Source organism: Pseudaquabacterium pictum (assembly GCF_005403045.1).
In the GTDB taxonomy this organism is placed as follows: Bacteria; Pseudomonadota; Gammaproteobacteria; order Burkholderiales; family Burkholderiaceae_C; genus Pseudaquabacterium; species Pseudaquabacterium pictum.
Window position 1 is genome coordinate 182,098 of sequence record NZ_BJCL01000006.1, and the last position, 19,733, is coordinate 201,830.

At 71.6% G+C, this 19,733-nt stretch carries 13 protein-coding genes; 7 read left to right on the forward strand and 6 right to left on the reverse strand.

Features of this window, described 5'->3' with window-relative positions:
• Window positions 1-16: 16 nt before the first annotated feature.
• Both argA and FFT10_RS13565 read right to left on the reverse strand, forming a co-directional pair.
• Entirely contained in the window at window positions 17-1,354 is a 1,338-nt protein-coding gene (gene argA, locus FFT10_RS13560; RefSeq protein ID WP_137733365.1) for an amino-acid N-acetyltransferase, read from the reverse strand.
• Between the two features lie 84 nt (window positions 1,355-1,438).
• Entirely contained in the window at window positions 1,439-2,038 is a 600-nt protein-coding gene (locus FFT10_RS13565; RefSeq protein WP_137733366.1) for a helix-turn-helix domain-containing protein, read from the reverse strand.
• 69 nt (window positions 2,039-2,107) lie between these two features.
• Between FFT10_RS13565 and kbl the strand changes: the two genes are divergently transcribed.
• Both kbl and FFT10_RS13575 read left to right on the forward strand, forming a co-directional pair.
• Window positions 2,108-3,322 carry a glycine C-acetyltransferase gene (gene kbl, locus FFT10_RS13570; RefSeq protein ID WP_137733367.1) on the forward strand — a complete coding sequence of 405 codons (1,215 nt, stop codon included), beginning with the start codon at window positions 2,108-2,110 and terminating at the stop codon, window positions 3,320-3,322.
• Window positions 3,319-4,266: an NAD-dependent epimerase/dehydratase family protein gene (locus tag FFT10_RS13575; RefSeq protein WP_137733368.1), complete on the forward strand. Its 948-nt coding sequence runs from the start codon at window positions 3,319-3,321 to the stop codon at window positions 4,264-4,266. The genes kbl and FFT10_RS13575 overlap by 4 nt, the downstream gene beginning before the upstream one ends.
• Before the next feature lie 13 nt (window positions 4,267-4,279).
• Here the strand turns inward: FFT10_RS13575 and FFT10_RS13580 are convergent, their stop codons facing one another.
• Entirely contained in the window at window positions 4,280-5,101 is an 822-nt protein-coding gene (locus FFT10_RS13580) for an alpha/beta fold hydrolase (RefSeq protein WP_137733369.1), read from the reverse strand.
• Window positions 5,098-6,396 carry an O-acetylhomoserine aminocarboxypropyltransferase gene (locus FFT10_RS13585; protein ID WP_137733370.1) on the reverse strand — a complete coding sequence of 433 codons (1,299 nt, stop codon included), beginning with the start codon at window positions 6,394-6,396 and terminating at the stop codon, window positions 5,098-5,100. Before FFT10_RS13585 ends, FFT10_RS13580 begins: the two co-directional genes overlap by 4 nt.
• A gap of 110 nt (window positions 6,397-6,506) precedes the next feature.
• Here FFT10_RS13585 and FFT10_RS13590 point away from each other — a divergent pair, with 110 nt between their 5' ends.
• From FFT10_RS13590 to FFT10_RS13610, 5 genes are all read left to right on the forward strand, one after another.
• Window positions 6,507-6,971, forward strand: a complete 465-nt coding sequence (locus tag FFT10_RS13590) for a CBS domain-containing protein (RefSeq protein WP_137733371.1) — start codon at window positions 6,507-6,509, stop codon at window positions 6,969-6,971.
• Between the two features lie 69 nt (window positions 6,972-7,040).
• The gene (aroC, locus tag FFT10_RS13595; RefSeq protein WP_137733372.1) at window positions 7,041-8,168 is read left to right on the forward strand and encodes a chorismate synthase; all 1,128 of its coding nucleotides are present in this window, start codon (window positions 7,041-7,043) and stop codon (window positions 8,166-8,168) included.
• Window positions 8,165-9,397, forward strand: a complete 1,233-nt coding sequence (locus FFT10_RS13600) for an MFS transporter (protein WP_137733373.1) — start codon at window positions 8,165-8,167, stop codon at window positions 9,395-9,397. Before aroC ends, FFT10_RS13600 begins: the two co-directional genes overlap by 4 nt.
• Before the next feature lie 139 nt (window positions 9,398-9,536).
• On the forward strand, window positions 9,537-10,748 hold the full coding sequence (locus tag FFT10_RS13605; RefSeq protein ID WP_137733374.1) for an efflux RND transporter periplasmic adaptor subunit: 1,212 nt from the start codon (window positions 9,537-9,539) through the stop codon (window positions 10,746-10,748).
• A gap of 10 nt (window positions 10,749-10,758) precedes the next feature.
• Window positions 10,759-13,965 carry an efflux RND transporter permease subunit gene (locus FFT10_RS13610; protein ID WP_137733375.1) on the forward strand — a complete coding sequence of 1,069 codons (3,207 nt, stop codon included), beginning with the start codon at window positions 10,759-10,761 and terminating at the stop codon, window positions 13,963-13,965.
• Window positions 13,966-13,976: 11 nt separating this feature from the next.
• Here FFT10_RS13610 and FFT10_RS13615 read toward each other — a convergent pair whose 3' ends face one another.
• Together FFT10_RS13615 and FFT10_RS13620 are read right to left on the reverse strand one after the other, a co-directional pair.
• Window positions 13,977-17,156, reverse strand: a complete 3,180-nt coding sequence (locus tag FFT10_RS13615) for a sensor domain-containing protein (protein ID WP_137733376.1) — start codon at window positions 17,154-17,156, stop codon at window positions 13,977-13,979.
• Between the two features lies 1 nt (window position 17,157).
• Complete coding sequence (locus tag FFT10_RS13620) at window positions 17,158-19,611, reverse strand: methyl-accepting chemotaxis protein (RefSeq protein WP_137733377.1); 2,454 nt, start codon at window positions 19,609-19,611, stop codon at window positions 17,158-17,160.
• Between the last annotated feature and the right edge of the window lie 122 nt (window positions 19,612-19,733).

A 19,733-nucleotide genomic window follows, 5' to 3' on the forward strand; every position in this document is an offset into this window, starting at 1 on the left:
GCGGGTTGGGTCGGGTTCAGAGTTTCTTGACCAGCACCTGCGAACGCCGGTCCCAGTTGTATTTGCGCTTGCGCGCCTCGGGCAGCCAGTCGGGGTCGACCTGCACGAAACCGCGCTTGATGAACCAGTGCATGGTGCGGGTGGTCAGCACGAAGATGCTGTCGAGCCCGGCGGCCTTGGCGCGCTGCTCGATGCGCTTGAGGATGCGCTCGCCGTCGCCCTGGCCCTGCACCTGCGGCGAGATCGTCAGCGCGGCCATCTCGCCGGTGCGCGCCTCGGGGTAGGGGTAGAGCGCAGCGCAGCCGAAGATGACGCCGTCGTGCTCGATGATGGTGTAGTTGGCGACGTCGCGTTCGATCTCGGTGCGCTCGCGGCGCACGAGGGTGCCGTCGCGTTCGAAGGGCTCGATCAGCTGGATGATGCCGCCCACGTCGTCGGCGGTGGCCTCGTGCAGGGATTCCAGTTTCTCGTCCACCACCATGGTGCCGATGCCATCGTGGGTGAATACCTCCTGCAATATCGCACCGTCGACGCTGAATGGCAGGATGTGCGAGCGCTCGACACCGGCTTCGCAGGCTTTCACACAATGTTGCAGATAAAACGCGGTGTCGGTGGGCTGCGCTGGCGGCGGCAGTTGTGCCAGCAGGCGTTTGGCATCGGCCAGGGCCAGTTCGGTGTCGATGGCGCTGTCGGGGTCGCTGCGGTCCTCGGCAATGCCGGGAATCTCGGTCATGAACAGCAGTTTGTCGGCCTGCAGCGCGATCGCGGTGGCGGTGGCCACGTCTTCCATCGTCAGATTGAAGGCCTCGCCGGTGGGCGAAAAACCGAAGGGGCTCAGCAGCACCAGCGCGCCGATGTCGATGGCGCGGCGGATGGTCGGGCCATCCACCCGGCGCACCACGCCGGAATGCATGAAATCCACGCCGTCGACGATGCCCACTGGCCGCGCTGTCAGAAAGTTACCTGAGACCACCCGCACCGTGGCATTGGCCATCGGGGTATTGGGCAGACCCTGGGAAAACGCGGCCTCGATTTCAAAGCGCAATTGGCCAGCGGCTTCCTGGGCGCAATCGAGCGTCACCTCGTCGGTGATGCGCAGGCCGTGGCTGTAGCGGCTGGCATGGCCCTTGGCGGCCAGTTGCTCATTCACCTGCGGCCGGAAGCCATGGACCAGCACCAGCTTGATGCCCATGGCATGCAGGATGGCCAGGTCCTGCACGAAGTTGTTGAGCTTGCCCGCGGCAATCGCCTCGCCGGCCAGGCCCACCACGAAGGTCTTGCCGCGGTAGGCGTGGATGTACGGCGCCACGGCGCGGAACCACGGGATGAAGGTGTGCGGGAAGACCAGGCTCATGGGGTGGCGCGGGTGGCGGCCGGGGTGGCGCGCGAAGTTGCCGGGATTGTGCCGCAGGGGGTCTGGCCCGCCGGGCACGCTGGATCAACCGTGCAACACCACCAGCAGCGCCGTGGCCACGCCCGGGCCGGGGTTGCGGATGGCATGCGGCTGGTCGACGGCATAACGCGCGGTTTCACCGGCCGCCAGCGTGGCGCTGCTGTCACCGGCGGTGAGCGACAGCGTGCCGGTCAGCACGCTCAGGTGCTCGCGCGAGCCGGGGCCGTGGGCGTCACTCTCCAGCGCCGCGCCGGGCTGCATCTGCAGCTCGTACCACTCGAACTGGCCGGCCAGGTCCACCGGGCCCAGGATGCGCAATTCGCAGCCGCTGCCATTGCCGTCCTGGGCGCCACGCAGCGTGGGCGTGGCATGGCGGGCCACGGTGGTGATGGCCGGCGTGGCGGGCACCTCGGCGGCCTGCAGCAGGTCGGTCAGCGGCACGCCCAGCGCATTGGCCAGGCGCCAGACCACAGCCACCGTCGGGTTGGCCTGGGCGCGTTCGATCTGCGACAGCATGCTCTTGCTGACGCCGGCGCGGCGCGACAACTCGTCCAGCGAGAGCGCCTGCTGTTCACGCAGCGCAGCCAGCGCAGCGCCGATGCGTGGAGGCTCGGTCGGGGTGGGGCGGGGGGCGGGTTTGTTCATGGTGCTTGAACAAGTGTACGCTGTTCGATATAGTGAACACATGTTCGATATGAAGACCGGAGTCCGCTGATGTCTGCCCTGACCGATCTGGTGGCGCATGCCGATGCCGAGCTGCAAGCCCTGCGCGCGGCCGGCTTGCTGAAGGCCGAGCGGGTGATTGCCAGCCCGCAGGGCGCCGAGGTGGCGCTGGCCGACGGCCGGCGGGTGCTCAACCTGTGCGCCAACAACTACCTGGGGCTGTCGTCGCACCCCGCGGTGGTGGCCGCGGCGAAGGCGGCGCTGGACAGCCACGGCTTCGGCTTGAGCAGCGTGCGCTTCATCTGCGGCACGCAGGATCTGCACAAGACGCTGGAGCAGCGGCTGGCCCGCTTCCTGGGCACGGAGGACGCGATCCTCTACGCCGCCGCGTTTGACGCCAACGGCGGCCTGTTCGAGCCGCTGCTGGGCGAGGGCGACGTGGTGATCAGCGATACGCTGAACCACGCATCCATCATCGACGGCATCCGCCTGTGCAAGGCCGAGCGCCGGCGCTTCGCGCACAACGACATGGACGACCTGCGGGCCCAGCTGGCGTCGGCGCGGGCGGGCGGCGCGCGGCACATCCTGGTGTTCACCGACGGCGTGTTCTCGATGGACGGCACGGTGGCGCAGCTGGATGTGATGCGCCGGTTGTGCGATGAATTCAACGCGCTGCTGGCCATCGACGAATGCCATGCCACCGGCTTCATGGGTGCCACCGGCCGTGGCACGCATGAGCACCGCGGGCTGCTGGTCAATGGCCAGTCGGGCGTCGACATCATCACCGGCACGTTGGGCAAGGCCCTGGGCGGCGCCTCGGGCGGCTTCACCGCCGGGCCGGCGGCGGTGATCGAGCTGCTGCGCCAGCGCTCGCGGCCGTACCTGTTCAGCAACACCCTGGCGCCGGCGATCGCGGGCGCCAGCATCGCGGTGCTGGACCTGCTGGAGGCCGACACCACCCTGCGCGACCGGGTGCATGCCAACACGGCCTACTTCCGCCAGGCCATTGCCGCGGCGGGCTTCGACATCAAGCCGGGCGACCACCCGATCGTGCCCATCATGGTGCATGACGCCGTGGTGGCCCAGCGGCTGGCCGCACGCCTGCTGGACCTGGGCGTCTACGTGGTGGGATTCTTCTTCCCGGTGGTGCCACGGGGGCAGGCGCGCATCCGGGTGCAGATGAGCGCGGCGCACAGCCGGCCGCAGCTGGAAACCGCGGTGGCCGCCTTCACCCAGGCCGGCCGTGAACTGGGGTTGCTGAAGTGAGCACACCGAAGATCCTCATCATCGGCGCCAATGGCCAGATCGGCACCGAGCTGGCCGAGGCCCTGGCCCGCCGCCATGGCGATGCCGCCGTGGTCACCAGCGACCTGGCACCGCAAGGCCGTGTGCCCGGACTGCGCCATGAAGCGCTGGACGTGACCGATGCCGCCGCGCTGGCGGCGGCCGTCAAGCGCCACGGCATCACCCAGGTCTACCTGCTGGCCGCGGCGCTGTCGGCCAGCGGCGAGCAGCATCCGCAGTGGGCCTGGCACCTGAACATGACCGGGCTGCTGAACGTGCTGGAACTGGCCCGCACCGCCAAGCTGCAGCGGGTGTTCTGGCCCAGCAGCATCGCCGCCTTCGGCCCCGGCACGCCGGCCGATGCGCCCCAGCACACGGTGATGGACCCCGGCACCGTCTACGGCATCAGCAAGCTGGCGGGCGAGCGCTGGTGCGCCTGGTACCACGCCAAGCACGGCGTGGACGTGCGCAGCCTGCGCTACCCGGGCCTGATCAGCTGGAAGACGCCGCCCGGCGGCGGCACCACCGACTATGCCGTCGACATCTTCCACGGCGCGCTGCAACGCGGCCGCTACACCAGCTTCCTGCGCGCCGACACCCGGCTGCCGATGATGTACATGCCCGATGCCATCCGCGCCACGCTGGCGCTGATGGATGCGCCGGCCGATGCGATCACCGAGCGTGGCGGCTACAACCTGGCCGCCTTCAGCTTCACGCCGGCCGAGATCGCGGCCGAGATCGCCCGGCTGGTGCCCGGCTTCCAGCTGGACTGCGCGCCCGATTTCCGCCAGGCGATCGCCGACAGCTGGCCGCAATCCATCGACGACCGCCTGGCCCGGCGCGACTGGGGCTGGGCGCCGCACTACGACTTGCGGGCGATGGTGGCGGAGATGCTGGCCGAGCTGCGGCCGCGGCTGACCGCCTGATTGACCGCCTAATTTAGGCGAGGGCGCCGCGCAAGGCCGCCAGCAGTTCGTCCGGCGCCTCGGCCGGCAGGCTGTGGCCCGACGGCAGGGTGACCACCTTGGCCTTCAGCGCCGCCGCGATCTCGCGGGTGGCGCGTGGCGGCGTCATCTGGTCGGCGTTGCCGAGGGCCAGCGTCACCTCGGCAGTCACCTTCGCCGCGGCGTCCAGCCCGCCGGTGTAGGCGTCGCAGACGCTGAAATCATGGTGGAACAGGTTGACGGCGCAGCCGGTCGCGTTCGGGCCGGCCAGACTGCGACGCATCAAAGCCCGGTTGCTGCCGTGCAGCCACATGCCCGGGCCGGGGTAGCTGGGCTTGGCCGCCAGCGTGCTGATCGAGAAGGCATTGACCATGTCGATGGCCTTCAGCGGCGTGTCGCGGGCGGTGGTCAGCAGGGCTTCGGACACCTTCATCGGGTAGGCCGTGCCCACCATCACCAGGCGGCCGACCAGCGCCGGCTGCCGCGCCGCGGCCTCCAGGCCGATCAGCGAGCCCATGCTGTGGCCCACCAGCGTGACCTGGCCGTCGCGCTGCACGCCGGCGGCGGCCAGCAGGGCCAGCAGCCAGTCGGCGGTGGCTTCCACGCTGGGCAGCACCGGACCGGCGCTCTGGCCGTGGCCGGGCAGATCCAGCGCCAGCACGCCGTGGCCGTGGTGGGCGCACCACCGGGCCAGCAGGGTCCACACGCTGTGGTCGTGCAGCGCGCCGTGGATGAAGACCACGCAGGGCAGGGCCGGGTCGAAGGGCTTGCCGCCGGTGTAGACGTGGGCAAGCTGCCCGTTCACATCGATGTTCATGCCGCCTTCTCCGCCACCTTCAACGCCCGCTTCAGGTCGTCGATCAGGTCGGCCGCATCTTCCAGGCCGATCGACAGCCGGATGGTGCCCGGGCCGATCCCGGCGCGGCCCAGTGCCGCGTCGTCCATTCGGAAGTGGGTGGTGCTGGCCGGGTGGATGACCAGGCTGCGGCAATCGCCCACATTGGCCAGGTGCGAGAACAGCTTCAGCGCCTCGATGAAGGCCACGCCCTGCGTGCGGCTGCCCTTCAGGTCGAAGCTGAACACCGCGCCGCAGCCGCGGGGCAGCAGCGTCTTCGCCAAGGCGTGGCTGGGGTGGCCTTCCAGCTCGGGGTAGCCGACACGCGCCACCATCGGGTGGGCGGCCAGCATCTCGACGATCTTGCGGGTGTTCTCCACATGGCGGGCCATGCGCAGCGGCAGGGTCTCGATGCCCTGCAGGATCAGCCAGGCGGTGTGCGGGCTCATGCAGGCGCCGAAATCCCGCAGGCCCTCGCGCCGGGCGCGCAGCAGGAAGGCGCCCACCGTGCTCTCTTCGCTGAACACCATGCCGTGGAAGCCGTCGTAGGGTTCGCTCAGCTCCGGGAAGCGGCCCGAGGCGGCCCAGTCGAACGCGCCCGAATCCACCAGCAGCCCGCCCACCACCGTGCCGTGGCCCGACAGGAACTTGGTGGCCGAGTGGAAGATCAGGTCCGCGCCGTGGTCGAAGGGCTTCAGCAGCCAGGGCGGGGTGAAGGTGCTGTCGACCAGCAGCGGCAGCCTGGCCTCATGGGCGATGGCGCTGATGGTGGGGATGTCCAGCACGTCCAGCCCCGGGTTGCCCAGGGTTTCGCCGAACAGCAGCCGGGTCTCGGGCCGGATGGCGGCGCGCCAGGCATCGATGTCACCGGGCTTGACGAAGGTGGTGCTGATGCCGAAGCGCCGCAGCGTGTAGTCCAGCAGGTTGTGGCTGCCGCCGTACAGCGCACTGCTGGCCACGATGTGGTGGCCGGCTCCCGCCAGCGTGGCAATCGCCAGGTGCAGCGCCGCCTGGCCGCTGGCGGTGGCAATCGCCCCGGCGCCGCCTTCCAGCGCCGCGATGCGTTCTTCCAGCACCGCGGTGGTGGGGTTGCTGATGCGGCTGTACACATGCCCCGAGCGCTCCATGTTGAACAGCGAGGCGGCATGCTCGCTGCTCTGGAACACGAAGCTGGTGCTCAGGTGGATGGGCGTGGCGCGGGCGCCGGTGGTGGGGTCGGGCGTGGCACCGGCGTGCAGGGCCAGGGTGTCGAAACCGGGATCGCTGTAACCAGCCATGTGCAGGGGGCGTCCCGGGGGCGCGCCAGGGTGTCGTGGCCGCAGATTGTGTGCTATGTTTTTCCATCCGCCCTGCGGCACACCGGGCGCCTCACCCCAGGAGATTCCCCATGAAAGTCAGCGACATCCTGCGTGTCAAGGGCAACACGCTGTTCACTGTCTCGCCCGCCCAGCCCCTGGCCGAGGCCGTGGCCACGATGGCCGAGCACGACATCGGCTCGCTGGTCGTCATGGAATACGGCGACCTGGTGGGCATGCTCACCTTCCGCGAGGTGATCGCCGGCATCTGCCGCAACGGTGGCGCCGTGGGCACGCTGACGGTGCGCACGGTGATGGACGACGCCCCGCTCACCTGCACCCCCGAGACCGAGATCGACGAGGTGCGCCGCATGATGCTGGGCCGCCACGCCCGCTACATGCCGGCGCTGGATGGCAAGACGCTGATGGGCGTGATCTCGTTCTACGACGTGGCCAAGGCGGTGGTCGATGGCCAGGATTTCGAGAACCGCATGCTCAAGGCCTACATCCGCGACTGGCCGCAGGAAGAGGAAGGCGCCGATTCGCCGAAGCTCTGACGCCCACGGCTGCGACAATGGCAGGGGCCGGCGCGGCTGCGTGGGCCCTTTCTTTTTGGACGGTTTCCCATGCCCGGCAGCACCTTCGGCACCCTGTTCCGCGTCACCAACTTCGGCGAAAGCCACGGCCCGGCCATCGGCTGCGTGATCGACGGCTGCCCGCCCGGGCTGGCGCTGGGCGTCGAGGACATCCAGCCCGAGCTGGACCGCCGCCGCCCCGGCACCAGCCGGCACGTCACCCAGCGCAACGAGGCCGACCAGGTCGAGATCCTCAGCGGCGTCTACGAGGGCCTGACCACTGGCACGCCGATCTGCCTGCTGATCCGCAACACCGACCAGCGCAGCAAGGACTACGGCAACATCCTCGACACCTTCCGCCCCGGCCATGCCGACTACACCTACTGGCGCAAGTACGGCGTGCGCGATCCGCGCGGCGGCGGCCGCAGCTCGGCGCGGCTCACCGCGCCCACCGTGGCCGCCGGCGCGGTGGCCCGCAAGTGGCTGCGCCAGCAGCACGGCACCACCTTCAGCGGCTGGATGAGCCAGCTCGGCGAGATCGCCATCCCGTTCGAGGATGCGGCGCAGATCCCGCTGAACCCGTTCTACGCCCCCAACGCCGGCATCGTGCCGCAGTTGGAGGCCTACATGGACACCCTGCGCAAGGCGGGCGACAGCTGCGGCGCCCGCATCGAGGTGCGCGCCCACGGCGTGCCGCCCGGCCTGGGCGAGCCGCTCTATGACAGGCTGGACGCCGACATCGCCTTCGCGATGATGGGCCTGAACGCGGTCAAGGGCGTGGAGATCGGCGACGGTTTCGGCGTGGTGGCCCAGCGCGGCAGCCACCATGGCGACGAGATCACCCCCGCCGGCTTCGCCAGCAACCACGGCGGCGGCGTGCTGGGCGGCATCAGCACCGGGCAGGACCTGGTGGTGCGCATCGCCATCAAGCCCACCAGCTCGATCCGCACGCCCAAGGCCAGCATCGACCGTGCCGGCGCGCCCACCCAGGTGGAGACCTTCGGCCGCCACGACCCCTGCGTGGGCATCCGCGCCACGCCGATCGCCGAGAGCCTGCTCGCCCTGGTGCTGATGGACCATGCCCTGCTGCACCGCGCCCAGTGCGGTGATGTGCAGCTGGCCACGCCCGCCGTGCCGGCCCAAGTGCCGACACAGACGCCGGGTGCCGCCGGCGGGTGAGCACCGCCGCCGCGCCGACACCCCAGCGCCCGCTGCGCGCCTTTGCCGGCCTGTGGCTGGCCTACTTCGCCACCATCGGGCTGTTCAACCCGTACGCCCCGCTGTGGTTCCAGGCGCTGGGCATGTCGACGCTGGCCATCGGCGCCATCGCCTCGCTGCAGAGCTGGACCCGGCTGCTGGCGCCCTATGCCTGGAGCTGGGCGGCCGACCACAGCGGCGCCCGGGTGGCATTGATCCGGCTGGCCGCCGCCGGCTGCGTGCTGGGCGCGGCCGGCCTGGCGCTGGCACCTTGGTTGGCCGCTACGCCCACTGGCCAGGCTGCCTGGCTGACGGCCGCACTGATCCCGGCCCTGGTGGCGCTGCTGTTCATCAGCAACGGTGGCATCGTGCCGCTGGCCGAGGCGGCGCTGTCGCAGCTGCTGACCGGCCCCAACGGCATGGACACCAGCCGCTACGGCCGGGTGCGCATGTGGGGCTCGGTCGGCTTCATCGCCGCGGTGGTGGCGGCCGGTGTGCTGCTGCAGCCGCTGGGCATCGGCGCCTTCCCCTGGCTGGTGCTGGGGCTGAACGCCACCCTGCTGGCGGTGGCCTGGCGCCTGCCCAGCGGCCATGAGGAGCGCCACACCGGCGTGCCGCCGCCGCCGGTGCTGCCGCTCTTGCGCCAGCCGGCGGTGGCCTGGTTCTTCGCCTCGGTGTTCTTCACCGTGCTGGCCCACACCAGCCTGTACGCCTTCCTGTCGCTGTACCTGGTGGACAGCGGCTACGGCAAGCAGGCCGTGGGCCTGGCCTGGGCGGTGTCGGTGGCGGTGGAGGTGCTGTTCTTCCGTCTGCAGGGCCGCTGGTTCAACCGGCTGTCGCTGCACGGCTGGCTGGCGCTGGCCGCCGGCGTGACCGCGCTGCGCTTTGCCGCCATGGCGCTGGCCGGCGCGCAGCCGGTGGTGCTGGTGCTGGCGCAGCTCACCCATGCCATCACCTTTGCCGGCCACCATGCGGCCTGCATCGCGCTGGTCAGCCGGCACTTCCCCGGGCGGCTGCGCGGCCGCGGCCAGGCGCTGTACTCGGCGCTGGGCTACGGCCTGTCGGGCCTGCTGGGCGGCGTGGGCGGCGGCTGGCTGATCGAGCGGGCCGGCTTCGGCGCGCTGTATGGCGCGGCCATGCTGGCCGGCCTGCTGGCCCTGGGCTGCGTGGGTCTGGCCTGGCGCGCCGAGCAGGCGGCTGCCCGGCACTGAACCGGCCGAACCGGCGCCATCACTTCGGCGGTCGATCCGCCGCGCCTGCAGTTGGTCCGCGCCGGGTGCATTCCGTCGCATGATGGCGGTCGCGTCACGGGCCGCGGCCTACACTCGCGCCGCTTCTGGAGGGCAGGACATGCGCAGACAAGCGTGGATCGCAGTGGGCGGGGTGGTGGTGCTGGCGTTGGCCGCGGGCGCCTGGGTGGCGATGAAGCCGGGCAGTGCACCGGGCGGCAACGCCCAGGCGGCCGCCGGCAAGCCGGGTGCAGCCGCCTCGGCGCCGCCGCTGGAGTTCCGCAGCAACGAGGTGGTGCAGCCGCAACGCGCCGCGCTGCCCGAGCGCATCGCCTTCTCCGGCCCGCTGGTGGCACCCAACACCGCATTGCTGCGGGCCCGCACCTCGGGCACGCTGCTGGCGCTCACGGTGGCCGAGGGCGACCGCGTCAGGGCCGGCCAGGTGCTGGGCCGCATCGACATGGCCGAGCTGGCGCCGCGCATCGCCGAGCGCAGCGCACTGCTGGACTCCGCCCGCGCCACCCTGGCCCAGGCCGAGCGCACGCATGCCAGCAACGAACGGCTGGCAGCGCAGAACTTCATCTCGCCGAATGCGCTGGACAGCTCCCGCGCCCAGGTCGACACCGCCCGCGCCGCGCTGGCGGCGGCCCAGGCCACGCTGGAGACCACCCGCGTCGGCCAGCGCGATGCCAGCCTGGTGGCGCCGATCGCCGGCATCGTGGCCAGGCGCCATGTGCTGCCCGGCGAGAAGGTGTCGGCCGAGCAGCAGGTGCTGACCATCGTCGACCTGGCCCGGCTGGAGCTGGCCGCCAGCGTCGGCACGCACGAGGTGGCGCGCCTGCAGCCGGGCATGGCGGTGCGGGTGACGGTGGAGGGCCTGGACGGCGCGCTCACCGGCCAGCTGGCCCGCATCGCCCCCGCGGCCGAGGCCGGCACCCGGTCGATCGGCGTGACCGTGGCGCTGGCCAATGCGGACGAGCGGCTGCGCGCCGGCCAGTACGCCATCGGCGAGGTGCTGCTGCCCGACGACCGCCAGCGCCTGCTGCTGCCGGTGACGGCAGTGGGCAGCACCGCGGGCCAGAGCCATGTCTGGGTGATCGAGGGCGGCAAGCTGGCGCGCCGCGCGGTCACCCTGGGCCGCCGCGACGAGGCCGGCGGCCGCATCGAGGTGCTGGACGGCATCGGCGCCGATGCCCGGGTGCTGGGCTCGCGCTTCGACAACCTGCGTGAAGGCGCGCAGGCCCTGGTCACCGGCAGCGCGCCGCCTGCCACGGCCAGCGGGCCGGCGGTGGCGTCTGCGGCCACGGCGGCCAGCGCGTCGCCGCTGCGCTAGGAGATCCACCATGTGGATGACCCGCGTCTCGATCAACAACCCGGTCTTCGCTGCCATGGTGATGGTGGCGCTGTGCGTGCTGGGCCTGTTCTCCTATGCCAAGCTGGGCGTGGAGCAGATGCCCGACATCAGCTTCCCCGGCGCGCAGCTGAACGTGCGCTACCCCGGTGCCTCGCCCGAGGCGGTGGAGCGCGAGCTGATGAAGCCGCTGGAGGAGGCGGTCAACAGCATCGCCGGTGTCAAGCGCATCACCTCCCGCTCGCGCGAGGGCATCGGCGAGATGAGCATCGAGTTCGCGCTGGACGCCGACATGGGCCGCGCGATGCAGGACATCCGCGACCGCGTCTCGGCGGTGCAGTCCAGCCTGCCCAAGGATGCCCGCGCGCCCACCATCGAGCGCTGGAACAACGACAACGCCCAGCCGGTGGTGGAGATGGCGCTGCTGTCGGCCAAGCGGTCGCCGCGCGAGCTGTCGATCCTGGCCGACGAGCAGGTCAGCAAGCGCCTGCAGCGGGTGCCCGGCGTGGCCCGGGTGGACGTGAGCGGGCTGACGGTGCGCGAGGTGCGCATCGACCTGGACCCGGTGCGCCTGCGTGCCTACGGCGTGACGCCGGCCGACATCGCCACCGCGCTGCGCGAGGCCAATGCCGACCAGCCGGTGGGCCTGCTCAGCGACCCGGTGCAGGACGCGCTGCTGCGGGTGGAAGGCCGGGTGCGTGATCCCAAGCAGTTCGAGCAGCTGGTGGTGGCCCGCCGCAACGGCCTGGCGCTGACGCTGGGCGATGTCGGCCAGCTGGTCGAGCGCGAGAAGGAGCCCGACTCGGTGGCCCGCATCAACGGCCAGCGTGCGATCAACTTCAGCGTCTTCAAGCAGCAGGACGCCAACATCGTCAACACCGGCGACGCGGTCAAGCAGGCCATGGACGAGTTGCGCAAGAACCTGCCGCCCGATGTGGAGCTGCGGCTGATCTACGCCAGCAGCGACTGGGTCAAGGGCTCGCTGGACGGGCTGCGCCACACGCTGATCGAAGGCGCGGCGCTGACCGTGGCCATCGTCTTCCTGTTCCTGCACAGCTGGCGCTCGACCATCATCACCGGGCTGACGCTGCCGATCGCGGTGATCTCCAGCTTCATCGCCGTCTATGCCTTCGGCTTCACGCTGAACTTCATGACGATGATGGCGCTCTCGCTGTGCATCGGCCTGCTGATCGACGATGCCATCGTGGTGCGCGAGAACATCGTGCGCCATGTGCAGATGGGCAAGGACCACATCACCGCCGCCCGCGTGGGCACCGATGAGATCGGCCTGGCGGTGATGGCCACCACCTTCGCGCTGTGCGCGGTGTTCGTGCCGGTGGCCTTCATGGGCGGCATCATCGGCAAGTTCTTCCACCCCTTCGGCATCACCGTGGTGGTGGCGGTGCTGGTCAGCCTGTTCGTCAGCTTCACGCTGGACCCGATGCTGTCGTCGATCTGGCACGACCCGCCGGCCACCCGGCTGAAGAACGTGCCGGTGCTCGGCCATGCCATCCGCGCCACCGACCGCGGCATGGACCTGCTGCACGTCGTGTATGAACGCCTGATCCACTGGGTGTTCTCGGGCCGGCGCTGGAAGCTCTGGCTGCCCGCCTTCGGCCGCGGCTTCGGGCCCGACGGCCACCGACTGCAGCAGGGGCCGCGCCACTGGCGGCGGGCCACCTTCACGCCGCGCGGCGTGGTGATGGCGGTGGGCATCGGCAGCTTCGTGCTGGCGCTGGGCCTGGCGCCGCTGGTGGGCAGCGAATTCGTGCCGCAGACCGACCAGGGCTACACCCAGCTCAAGCTCACCATGCCGGTGGGCAGCAGCCTGGCCCGCACCGACGAGAAGGTGCAGCAGGTCGAAGCCATCGTGCGGGCCCTGCCCGAGGTGGCCACCGTCTCCACCTGGGTGGGCGGCGCCGGCCAGCGCAACCAGTCGTGGCTCAACATCGCGCTGAAGGACCGCAAGGAGCGCAAGCGCAGCCAGAAGCAGGTGGAAGACGCGATGCGCGAGGCCATCGCCAAGATCCCCGGCATCGATGTGTCGGTGGGCTTCGACCGGCCGATCTACGTGGCCATCCTGGGCACCGACCCGGAGGGCCTGGCCAAGGTGGCGCAGGAGTTCGCCGAGAAGGTCAAGAAGATCCCTGGCGTGGTGGACGTGGAGTCCAGCGTCAAGCCCGGCCTGCCGGCCTATGCGGTGCGGCTGAAGCCCGGCGCGGTGCGTGAACTGGGCCTGACCGCGCCGCAGCTGGCCAGCAGCCTGCGCGCCTACGTCAACGGCGAGACCGCCACCTACTGGACCACGCCCGACGGCAACCAGGTGGAGGTGGTGCTGCGGCTGAACGAGACCCAGCGCGAGCGCGTGGCCCAGCTGCGCCAGCTGCCGGTGGCCTTTGCCAAGGACGGCACGCCGATCGCGCTGGAGACGGTGGCCGACATTACCGAGGTGTTCAACCCCGAGATCATCCGCCGCCAGAACCTGCAGCGCCGCGAGGCGGTGTTCGCAGGCGTCAAGGACCGCAGCCCCGGCGACGTGGGCGAGGACGTGCAGAAGCTGATCAAGGCCACCACGCTGCCGCCGGGCTACAGCTTCGACATCGGCGGACAGATGCAGCAGCAGGCCGAGGCCTTCAGCGGCCTGCTGGGCGCGATGGCGCTGGCGGTGATCTTCATCTACATCGTGCTGGCCAGCCAGTTCGGCAGCTTCCTGCAGCCCATCGCGATCATGGCCAGCCTGCCCCTCGCGCTCATTGGCGTCATGCTGGCGCTGCTGTTCTGGCGCAGCACGCTCAATGTGTTCAGCATGATCGGCCTGGTGATGCTGATGGGCCTGGTGACCAAGAACGCCATCCTGCTGGTGGACTTCGCCAACCATGCCCGCCAGGCCGGCGCCACCGTGGCCGACGCACTGCTGCAGGCCGGGCTGATCCGCATGCGGCCGATCGTGATGACCACCGCGGCCATGGTCTTCGGCATGCTGCCGATGGCGCTGGCGCTGAACGACGGCGGCGAGATCCAGGCGCCGATGGGCCGGGCCATCATCGGCGGCGTGATCACCAGCACCCTGCTCACCCTGGTGGTGGTGCCGGTGATCTACAGCTACCTGGTGCGCGACAGGCGGCCTGCACCCACGCCGGTGCCGGCGGCCGCTGCCGGCGCAGCCCTGCCGCCGCTGGCCGCCGCCGACCGCGACTGATCGCCCGCCGGTCAGCCGCCCGAGACCAGCTGCAGCGGCGGCGCTGCCGGCCGCCGCGGCGCCGGCCGGCCGGCCAGCCAGGGTGTCAGCGCCTCGGCCTCCAGCGGCCGGCAGTGCCAGTAGCCCTGGCCCAGGTCGCAGCCCAGGTCCTGCACCAGGGCCGATTGGGCGGCGGTCTCGATGCCCTCGGCCACCGTGGTCATGCGCAGGGTGCGGGCCACCCGCACCGTGGCCTCGATCAGCGCACGGTGGTAGCCGCTGCGCTCGGCCTCGGCGATGAAGCTGCGGTCGATCTTCACCGTGTCCACCGGCAGCTGGTGCAGGCAGGACAGCGACGAATAGCCGGTGCCGAAGTCGTCGAGCACCAGGCCCACGCCCAGGGCCTTGAGCCCGCGCAGCCGGGCCAGCGAAGTCGGGTCCTGCGCGGCCAGGCTCTCGGTCACCTCCAGCTGCAGGCAGGCCGCCGGCATGGCGCAATCGGCCAGCACCCGGCCCACCTGGTCCACCAGATCGGGCTGGCGCAGCTGCGCCACCGACAGGTTCACTGCCAGCACGCCCGGCGCCTGCGGCCCCAGGTCCAGCTGCCAGCGCATGTATTGCTCGCAGGCACTGCGCAGCACGAACAGGCCCACCGCGCCGATCAGGCCGGCCTCCTCGGCCACGCCGATGAACTGGCCCGGCGCCACCAGGCCGCGCTCGGGGTGGCGCCAGCGCACCAGGGCCTCTACGCCGGCGCAGCCGGTGCTGGCACCCGGTCCGCCGAGCGCCAGCACCGGCTGGTAGACGACAAACAGCTCGTCGCGCACCAGGGCCTCGTGCAGGTCCGCTTCCAGCGTGGCGCGCTGCACCACCTGGGTCTGCATGCGTGGTTCGAACAGCACCCAGCGGCCGCGGCCGGCACGCTTGGCCTCGTACATCGCGGTGTCGGCGTCGCGCAGCAGGCTGTCGGCATCGGTGATCGGCTGTGCCGAGGTCACCACGCCGATGCTGGCGCTGCTGTGCAGCCGCTGGCCGCGCAGCGCGTACGGCCGCGCCAGCACCTGCAGCAGCCGCTCGGCCACCAGGCCGGCATCGGCCGGGCTGCGCAGGTCGGACAGCAGCACCACGAACTCGTCGCCACCCAGCCGTGCCGCAGTGGGCGTGGCGTTGCGGGCCACGGTGTCGGGCACTCGGCCGCCGGCGCCATCGCGCAGCGCGCCCTGCAGCCGCTCGGCGATCTGGCGCAGCAGCTCGTCGCCGGCGGCATGGCCCAGCGTGTCATTGACCTGCTTGAAGCGGTCGAAGTCCAGGAACATCAGGCCGAAGTGGCGGCCGGGGTCGGCCCGCCACTGCGCCAGTGCCTGCTGCAGCGCCGGCATCAGCGCGGCGCGGTTGGGCAGGCCGGTGAGGGCATCGTGGGTGGCGCTGTCGCGCAGCTGCTGCTCCTGGCGCTTGCGTTCGCTGATGTCGATGTGCACGCCCACCAGGCGGCAGGCGCTGCCGGCGGCGTCCCGCTCGACCACGCTGCCGTAGGACTGCAGCCACACCCAGTGGCCGGCGCGGTGGCGCACACGCAGGTCGAAGCGCATCGGCAGCGCCGGGTCGGCGATGTGGTCGCGCACGCTGGCTTCGACCACGGACCGGTCGTCGGGGTGGATCAGGTCGTGCCAGCGCGGCAGCAGGCGCGCCATCTCGTCGGGCTGGTAGCCCAGCATCTGGCAGCTGACCGCGCTCCACTGGCGCTGGCCGGTGTCGGGCCGCCACTCCCAGGTGCCGATGTCGGCCGCCCGCAGCGCCATCTGCAGCAGGGTGCGCTGGGCACGCTGTTCGGTCACGTCGACGAAGCAGGCCACCGCGCCGTGCACCGCGCCATGCGGGGTGCGCAGCGGCTCGCTGTTGACCAGCAGCCAGCGCTGCTCGCCATCGGGCGTGACCACGCCCAGGCTGGCACCACGCACGCTGCTGCCGTCGCGCAGCGAGCGGGCTGCCGGATGCTGGTCCCCGGGACAGGGGCTCAGGTCGTCATGCACCGTGCGCCAGCGTGCATCCACCGGCGTGCGGCCGAACAGCTGGTCGCGGCTGAGGCCCAGCACCTGCTCGGCGGCGCGGTTGGCATCGACGATGGCGCCGCTGGCATCGTGCTCCACCATGCCGGCCGGCAGGGCGTCGAGCAGGGCGCGCAGGCGCTGGCGCTGGTAGACCTGCTCGGTGATCTCGGTCTCCACCGCGATGTAGCCGCTGACCTGGCCATCGGCGCCGCGCAGCGGCTGGATGTCGATGTCCAGCCAGTAGCTGCGGCCGGTCTTGCCGCGGTTCAGCAGCTCCACCCGCACGCCCTGGCCGGCGGCGAAGGCCGCACGCATGCGGGCCACAGTGGCGGCGTCGGTCTCGGTGGTCTGCAGCAGTGCGCCGGGCGACCGGCCCACCGCCTCGTGCAGCGCATGGCCGCTGACGCGGGTGAAGGCCTCGTTGACCCAGACGATGCGGCGCTGCGCATCGGTGATGACCACCGCGTTGTGGGTGTGCTGGGCCACCAGGGCCAGGCGGGCAACCTGCTCGGCCTGCGCCGTCAATCGCTCATGCTGGCGGCGCAGCCGCCGGGCCATCGGCTCCACCACGCCGCCGGCCAGCCCCAGCAGCAGCAGGCCGCCCAGCGCGGCCACGGTGGCCAGGCGCTGCTGCGCCTCGGCCGCCTTGTGGCTGGCATGCACCTGGATCTGCTGCACCAGCGCGTCGGCCGCGTCCAGCGCCTGCTCGGCCTCGGCCTGCAGCTGCCGCGGCGTGGCGGCGGCGGGCGCGCCGGGGTCGGCAGGCCGCACCGGCAGCTGCGCCCGGTACCACAGGCGCTCGCGGCTGTCCTGCCAGCGGCGCACGGCCGCCGTCAGTGCCGGTGGCAGCAGTGCCAGCCGGCGTTCGTCATAGGCATCCAGCAGGGTCTCGATGCGCAGCGCGTCCTGCTGGGCGCGGGCCAGCGCGGTGTCCAGCGCGGCCAGCCCGTCGGCGCCGCCGGCACCGGCCAGCAGCGCGATGCGCTGTGCCAGCATGGCCTGGGCGCCGGCCAGGCGGATCAGCTCGCCGTCGGCGCTGCGGCGCTGCTCGCCGCGCCACGCGCTCCAGCAGGCCAGCGCCATCAGCAGCGCAATCAGCGCCAGCGCGCCGTGCATCATCCAGCGCAGGTGCTGCTGCGGCGCCTTGGCCGCGGGCGCGGCCATGTCAGGCGGTGGCGCCGGCATGGCGGCGCGCCATCAGGGCGGCGGGGCTGGTGCCCTGCTCGCGCCGGTAGGCGCCGCAGCCGATGAACTCGCTGCTGCCCAGCGGCAGGATGAACGATTCCTTGGGCGTCACCTGCCGGGTGCCGGGGCTGACCACGTCGTACTGGATCCAGCCGCCGCCGCTGTCGGCTGCGGCCCAGGCCTTCTCCAGGAAGCTCACCGCCTCCAGCCCGGGGATGGCGCTGGAGGGCTGGCCCACCAGCATCGGCTTGCTGCCGAACACGCTGATCATGCCGTTGCGGTCCATCACGAAGATGTACAGGTCGCGGTCGATGAAACGGCTGCCTGCGGCATGGAAATCGGCAAAGGCACGGTCGCGGCCCACGGCCTCGATGTGCGCCACCGCCGCCTCCACCAGGCCGTGGGCCTCGTCGGCCGAGGCCTGCCGCAGCCGCATCGACACCACCGCCTCGCGCAGCTTGTGCGCCCGCTCCACCAGGGTGTTGGACGCGCTGGCCGACATCTCCACCAGCGCCGCGTTCTCGCGGGTGATCTTGTCGAGGTTGCCGACGTTCTCGGTCACCTCGCCCAGGCCGGCGCTCTGCTGGGTGCTGGCGGTGGAGATCGAGCGCAGCTTGCCCGAGACCTCGCGCACGCCGCCGACGATGGTGTCCAGCGTGCCGGCCACATGGCGCAGCTTGCCCGCCGAGACATCGGCCTGGCTGGCGGCGTTGCCGATCAGCGCGCGGATCTCGTCGGCCGATTCGGCGCAGCGGCGCGCCAGGTGGCGCACCTCGCTGGCCACCACGGCAAAGCCCTTGCCGGACTCGCCGGCGCGGGCCGCCTCGACGGCGGCATTCAGCGACAGCATGCCGGTCTGGAAGGCCACATCGTCGATCACCGCCACCACCTCGGCCATGCGCTCGGCGGCCTCCTGCATGCGGGCCATGGCGGCGACGGTGTCGGCCATCGCGGCGTGGCCCTGCTCGGCTTCCTGGAACAGGGTCTCGGTCAGGCTGTCCAGCGCGCGTGCGGCTTCGGCGTTCTGTGCCACGCCGCTGCTGAGCTGGCCGATGGCGACGACCGAGCTGCGCAGGCTGCCGGCCTGCTCGTCGGTGCGCTGCGACAGGCGCTGGCTGCCGTCGGCCACCTGGCTGCCAGCCAGGTTGACCAGCGCCGCGCTGCTGCGGATCTCGGCCACCATGCCCGACAGCTGGGCGCAGGTGGCATCGACCTGGTGGCCGATCTCGGCCAGCTCGTCGCTGCCGTGCACCGTGGTGCGGTGGGCCAGGTCGCCGCTGGCCATGGCGTCGGTGCCGCGGCGCAGCGTGCGCAGCGAGGCCTGGAAGGTGACGTGCAGCGACAGCAGCAGGTAGGCCAGCAGCAGCGTGCAGGCCACGAAGGCGGCAGCCTGCAGCGCGATCTGTTGCCGGTGCGCGTCGGCCCGGCTGCGCAGCAGGTTCTGCAGGTCCACCGAGGCCTCGTTGGCCAGGCCATGCAACTGGTCCAGCGCGGCGGTGGCCTGGTCGAAGAAGTCGGCGCTGGTGCCGCCCGGGTTGTCGCTGGCGGCCAGCTGATCGACCTGACGCGCCAGGCGTTGCATCGCATCCCGCGTGGCCGGCCAGGCGCGCAGGGCCTCGCCGCCGTGGCGCTCGTAGTAGGCCACCCGGGTGGCCAGTTCGTCGATGTTGCGCCGCACCAGCGCCACCTGGCCGATCAGCAGGGCACGGCGGTCGCGGGCAGCCGGGTCGGCGCCGGCATCGCCGGCCTGCCTGCCGGTCTGCGCCTGCGTCATCTGGGCGGCACCGATGCCGCGGGCCACGGCCATCGCCTCCAGCGTCACCGGCACGGTGTCGACCAGCAGCAGGCTGAGGTAGTAGCTGCGCGGCAGCGGGTCCAGCACCAGGCCGGAGCGGTCGCCATTGAGCAGGGCCAGCTGGCGGATGGCGTCCACCAGCCGGGTGTGGCTGGCAAAGGCGGCATCCGGTGGGCCGGCCATGCCGTCCTGTGCCAGGCCCAGCAGCTGGCTGCGCAGCGGTGACCAGGCGTCGTCGAGCCGGTAGTCCATCGGCTGGGCCAGCACGGTGTCCAGCCGCTCGACGGCGCTCTTCAGCGCGGTGCGTGCATCGCCACGCTGCGGCATGGCGGCGGCATCGCCGCGCAGCACGCGCTCGTGCAGCCCGCGGTGCTTCTGCACCTCCAGCATCAGCGGCAGCAGCCGCTCGACCACGGCCGTGCCCTGCAGCTCGGCCTGGGTGGTGCGGCGCAGCTCCCACTGCAGCTGCAGCGACAGGGCCATCAGCACGGCCATCGGCAGCAGCACCGACACCGCCAGCAGGGCCAGCTTGTTGCGCATGCGCAGCGAGAACATCAGCCGTGCGCCCGGGGCCATCAGGCCACGGGTCCAGCGGCCGGAGCCGGTGTCGGACGTCTGGGGTGCAGTGGAATCGGTCATGGGCGCGGGGGTCGGCGGTGCGGGCGGACTGCCGGCACCATGCAGCGGCATGCTGGCGTGAACCGGCGGCGGGCAAAGCACCGATCAGCGGCGTGTTGGCCGGTCATCTGTGCCGGTGGCGG

Coding starts and splice junctions, on each gene's coding strand:
- argA (WP_137733365.1), bottom strand. CDS start 1,354: ATGAGCCTGGTCTTCCCGCACACCTTCATCCCGTGGTTCCGCGCCGTG.
- kbl (WP_137733367.1), top strand. CDS start 2,108: ATGTCTGCCCTGACCGATCTGGTGGCGCATGCCGATGCCGAGCTGCAA.
- FFT10_RS13585 (WP_137733370.1), bottom strand. CDS start 6,396: ATGGCTGGTTACAGCGATCCCGGTTTCGACACCCTGGCCCTGCACGCC.
- FFT10_RS13605 (WP_137733374.1), top strand. CDS start 9,537: ATGCGCAGACAAGCGTGGATCGCAGTGGGCGGGGTGGTGGTGCTGGCG.
- FFT10_RS13565 (WP_137733366.1), bottom strand. CDS start 2,038: ATGAACAAACCCGCCCCCCGCCCCACCCCGACCGAGCCTCCACGCATC.
- FFT10_RS13580 (WP_137733369.1), bottom strand. CDS start 5,101: ATGAACATCGATGTGAACGGGCAGCTTGCCCACGTCTACACCGGCGGC.
- FFT10_RS13620 (WP_137733377.1), bottom strand. CDS start 19,611: ATGACCGATTCCACTGCACCCCAGACGTCCGACACCGGCTCCGGCCGC.
- aroC (WP_137733372.1), top strand. CDS start 7,041: ATGCCCGGCAGCACCTTCGGCACCCTGTTCCGCGTCACCAACTTCGGC.
- FFT10_RS13610 (WP_137733375.1), top strand. CDS start 10,759: ATGTGGATGACCCGCGTCTCGATCAACAACCCGGTCTTCGCTGCCATG.
- FFT10_RS13615 (WP_137733376.1), bottom strand. CDS start 17,156: ATGGCCGCGCCCGCGGCCAAGGCGCCGCAGCAGCACCTGCGCTGGATG.
- FFT10_RS13590 (WP_137733371.1), top strand. CDS start 6,507: ATGAAAGTCAGCGACATCCTGCGTGTCAAGGGCAACACGCTGTTCACT.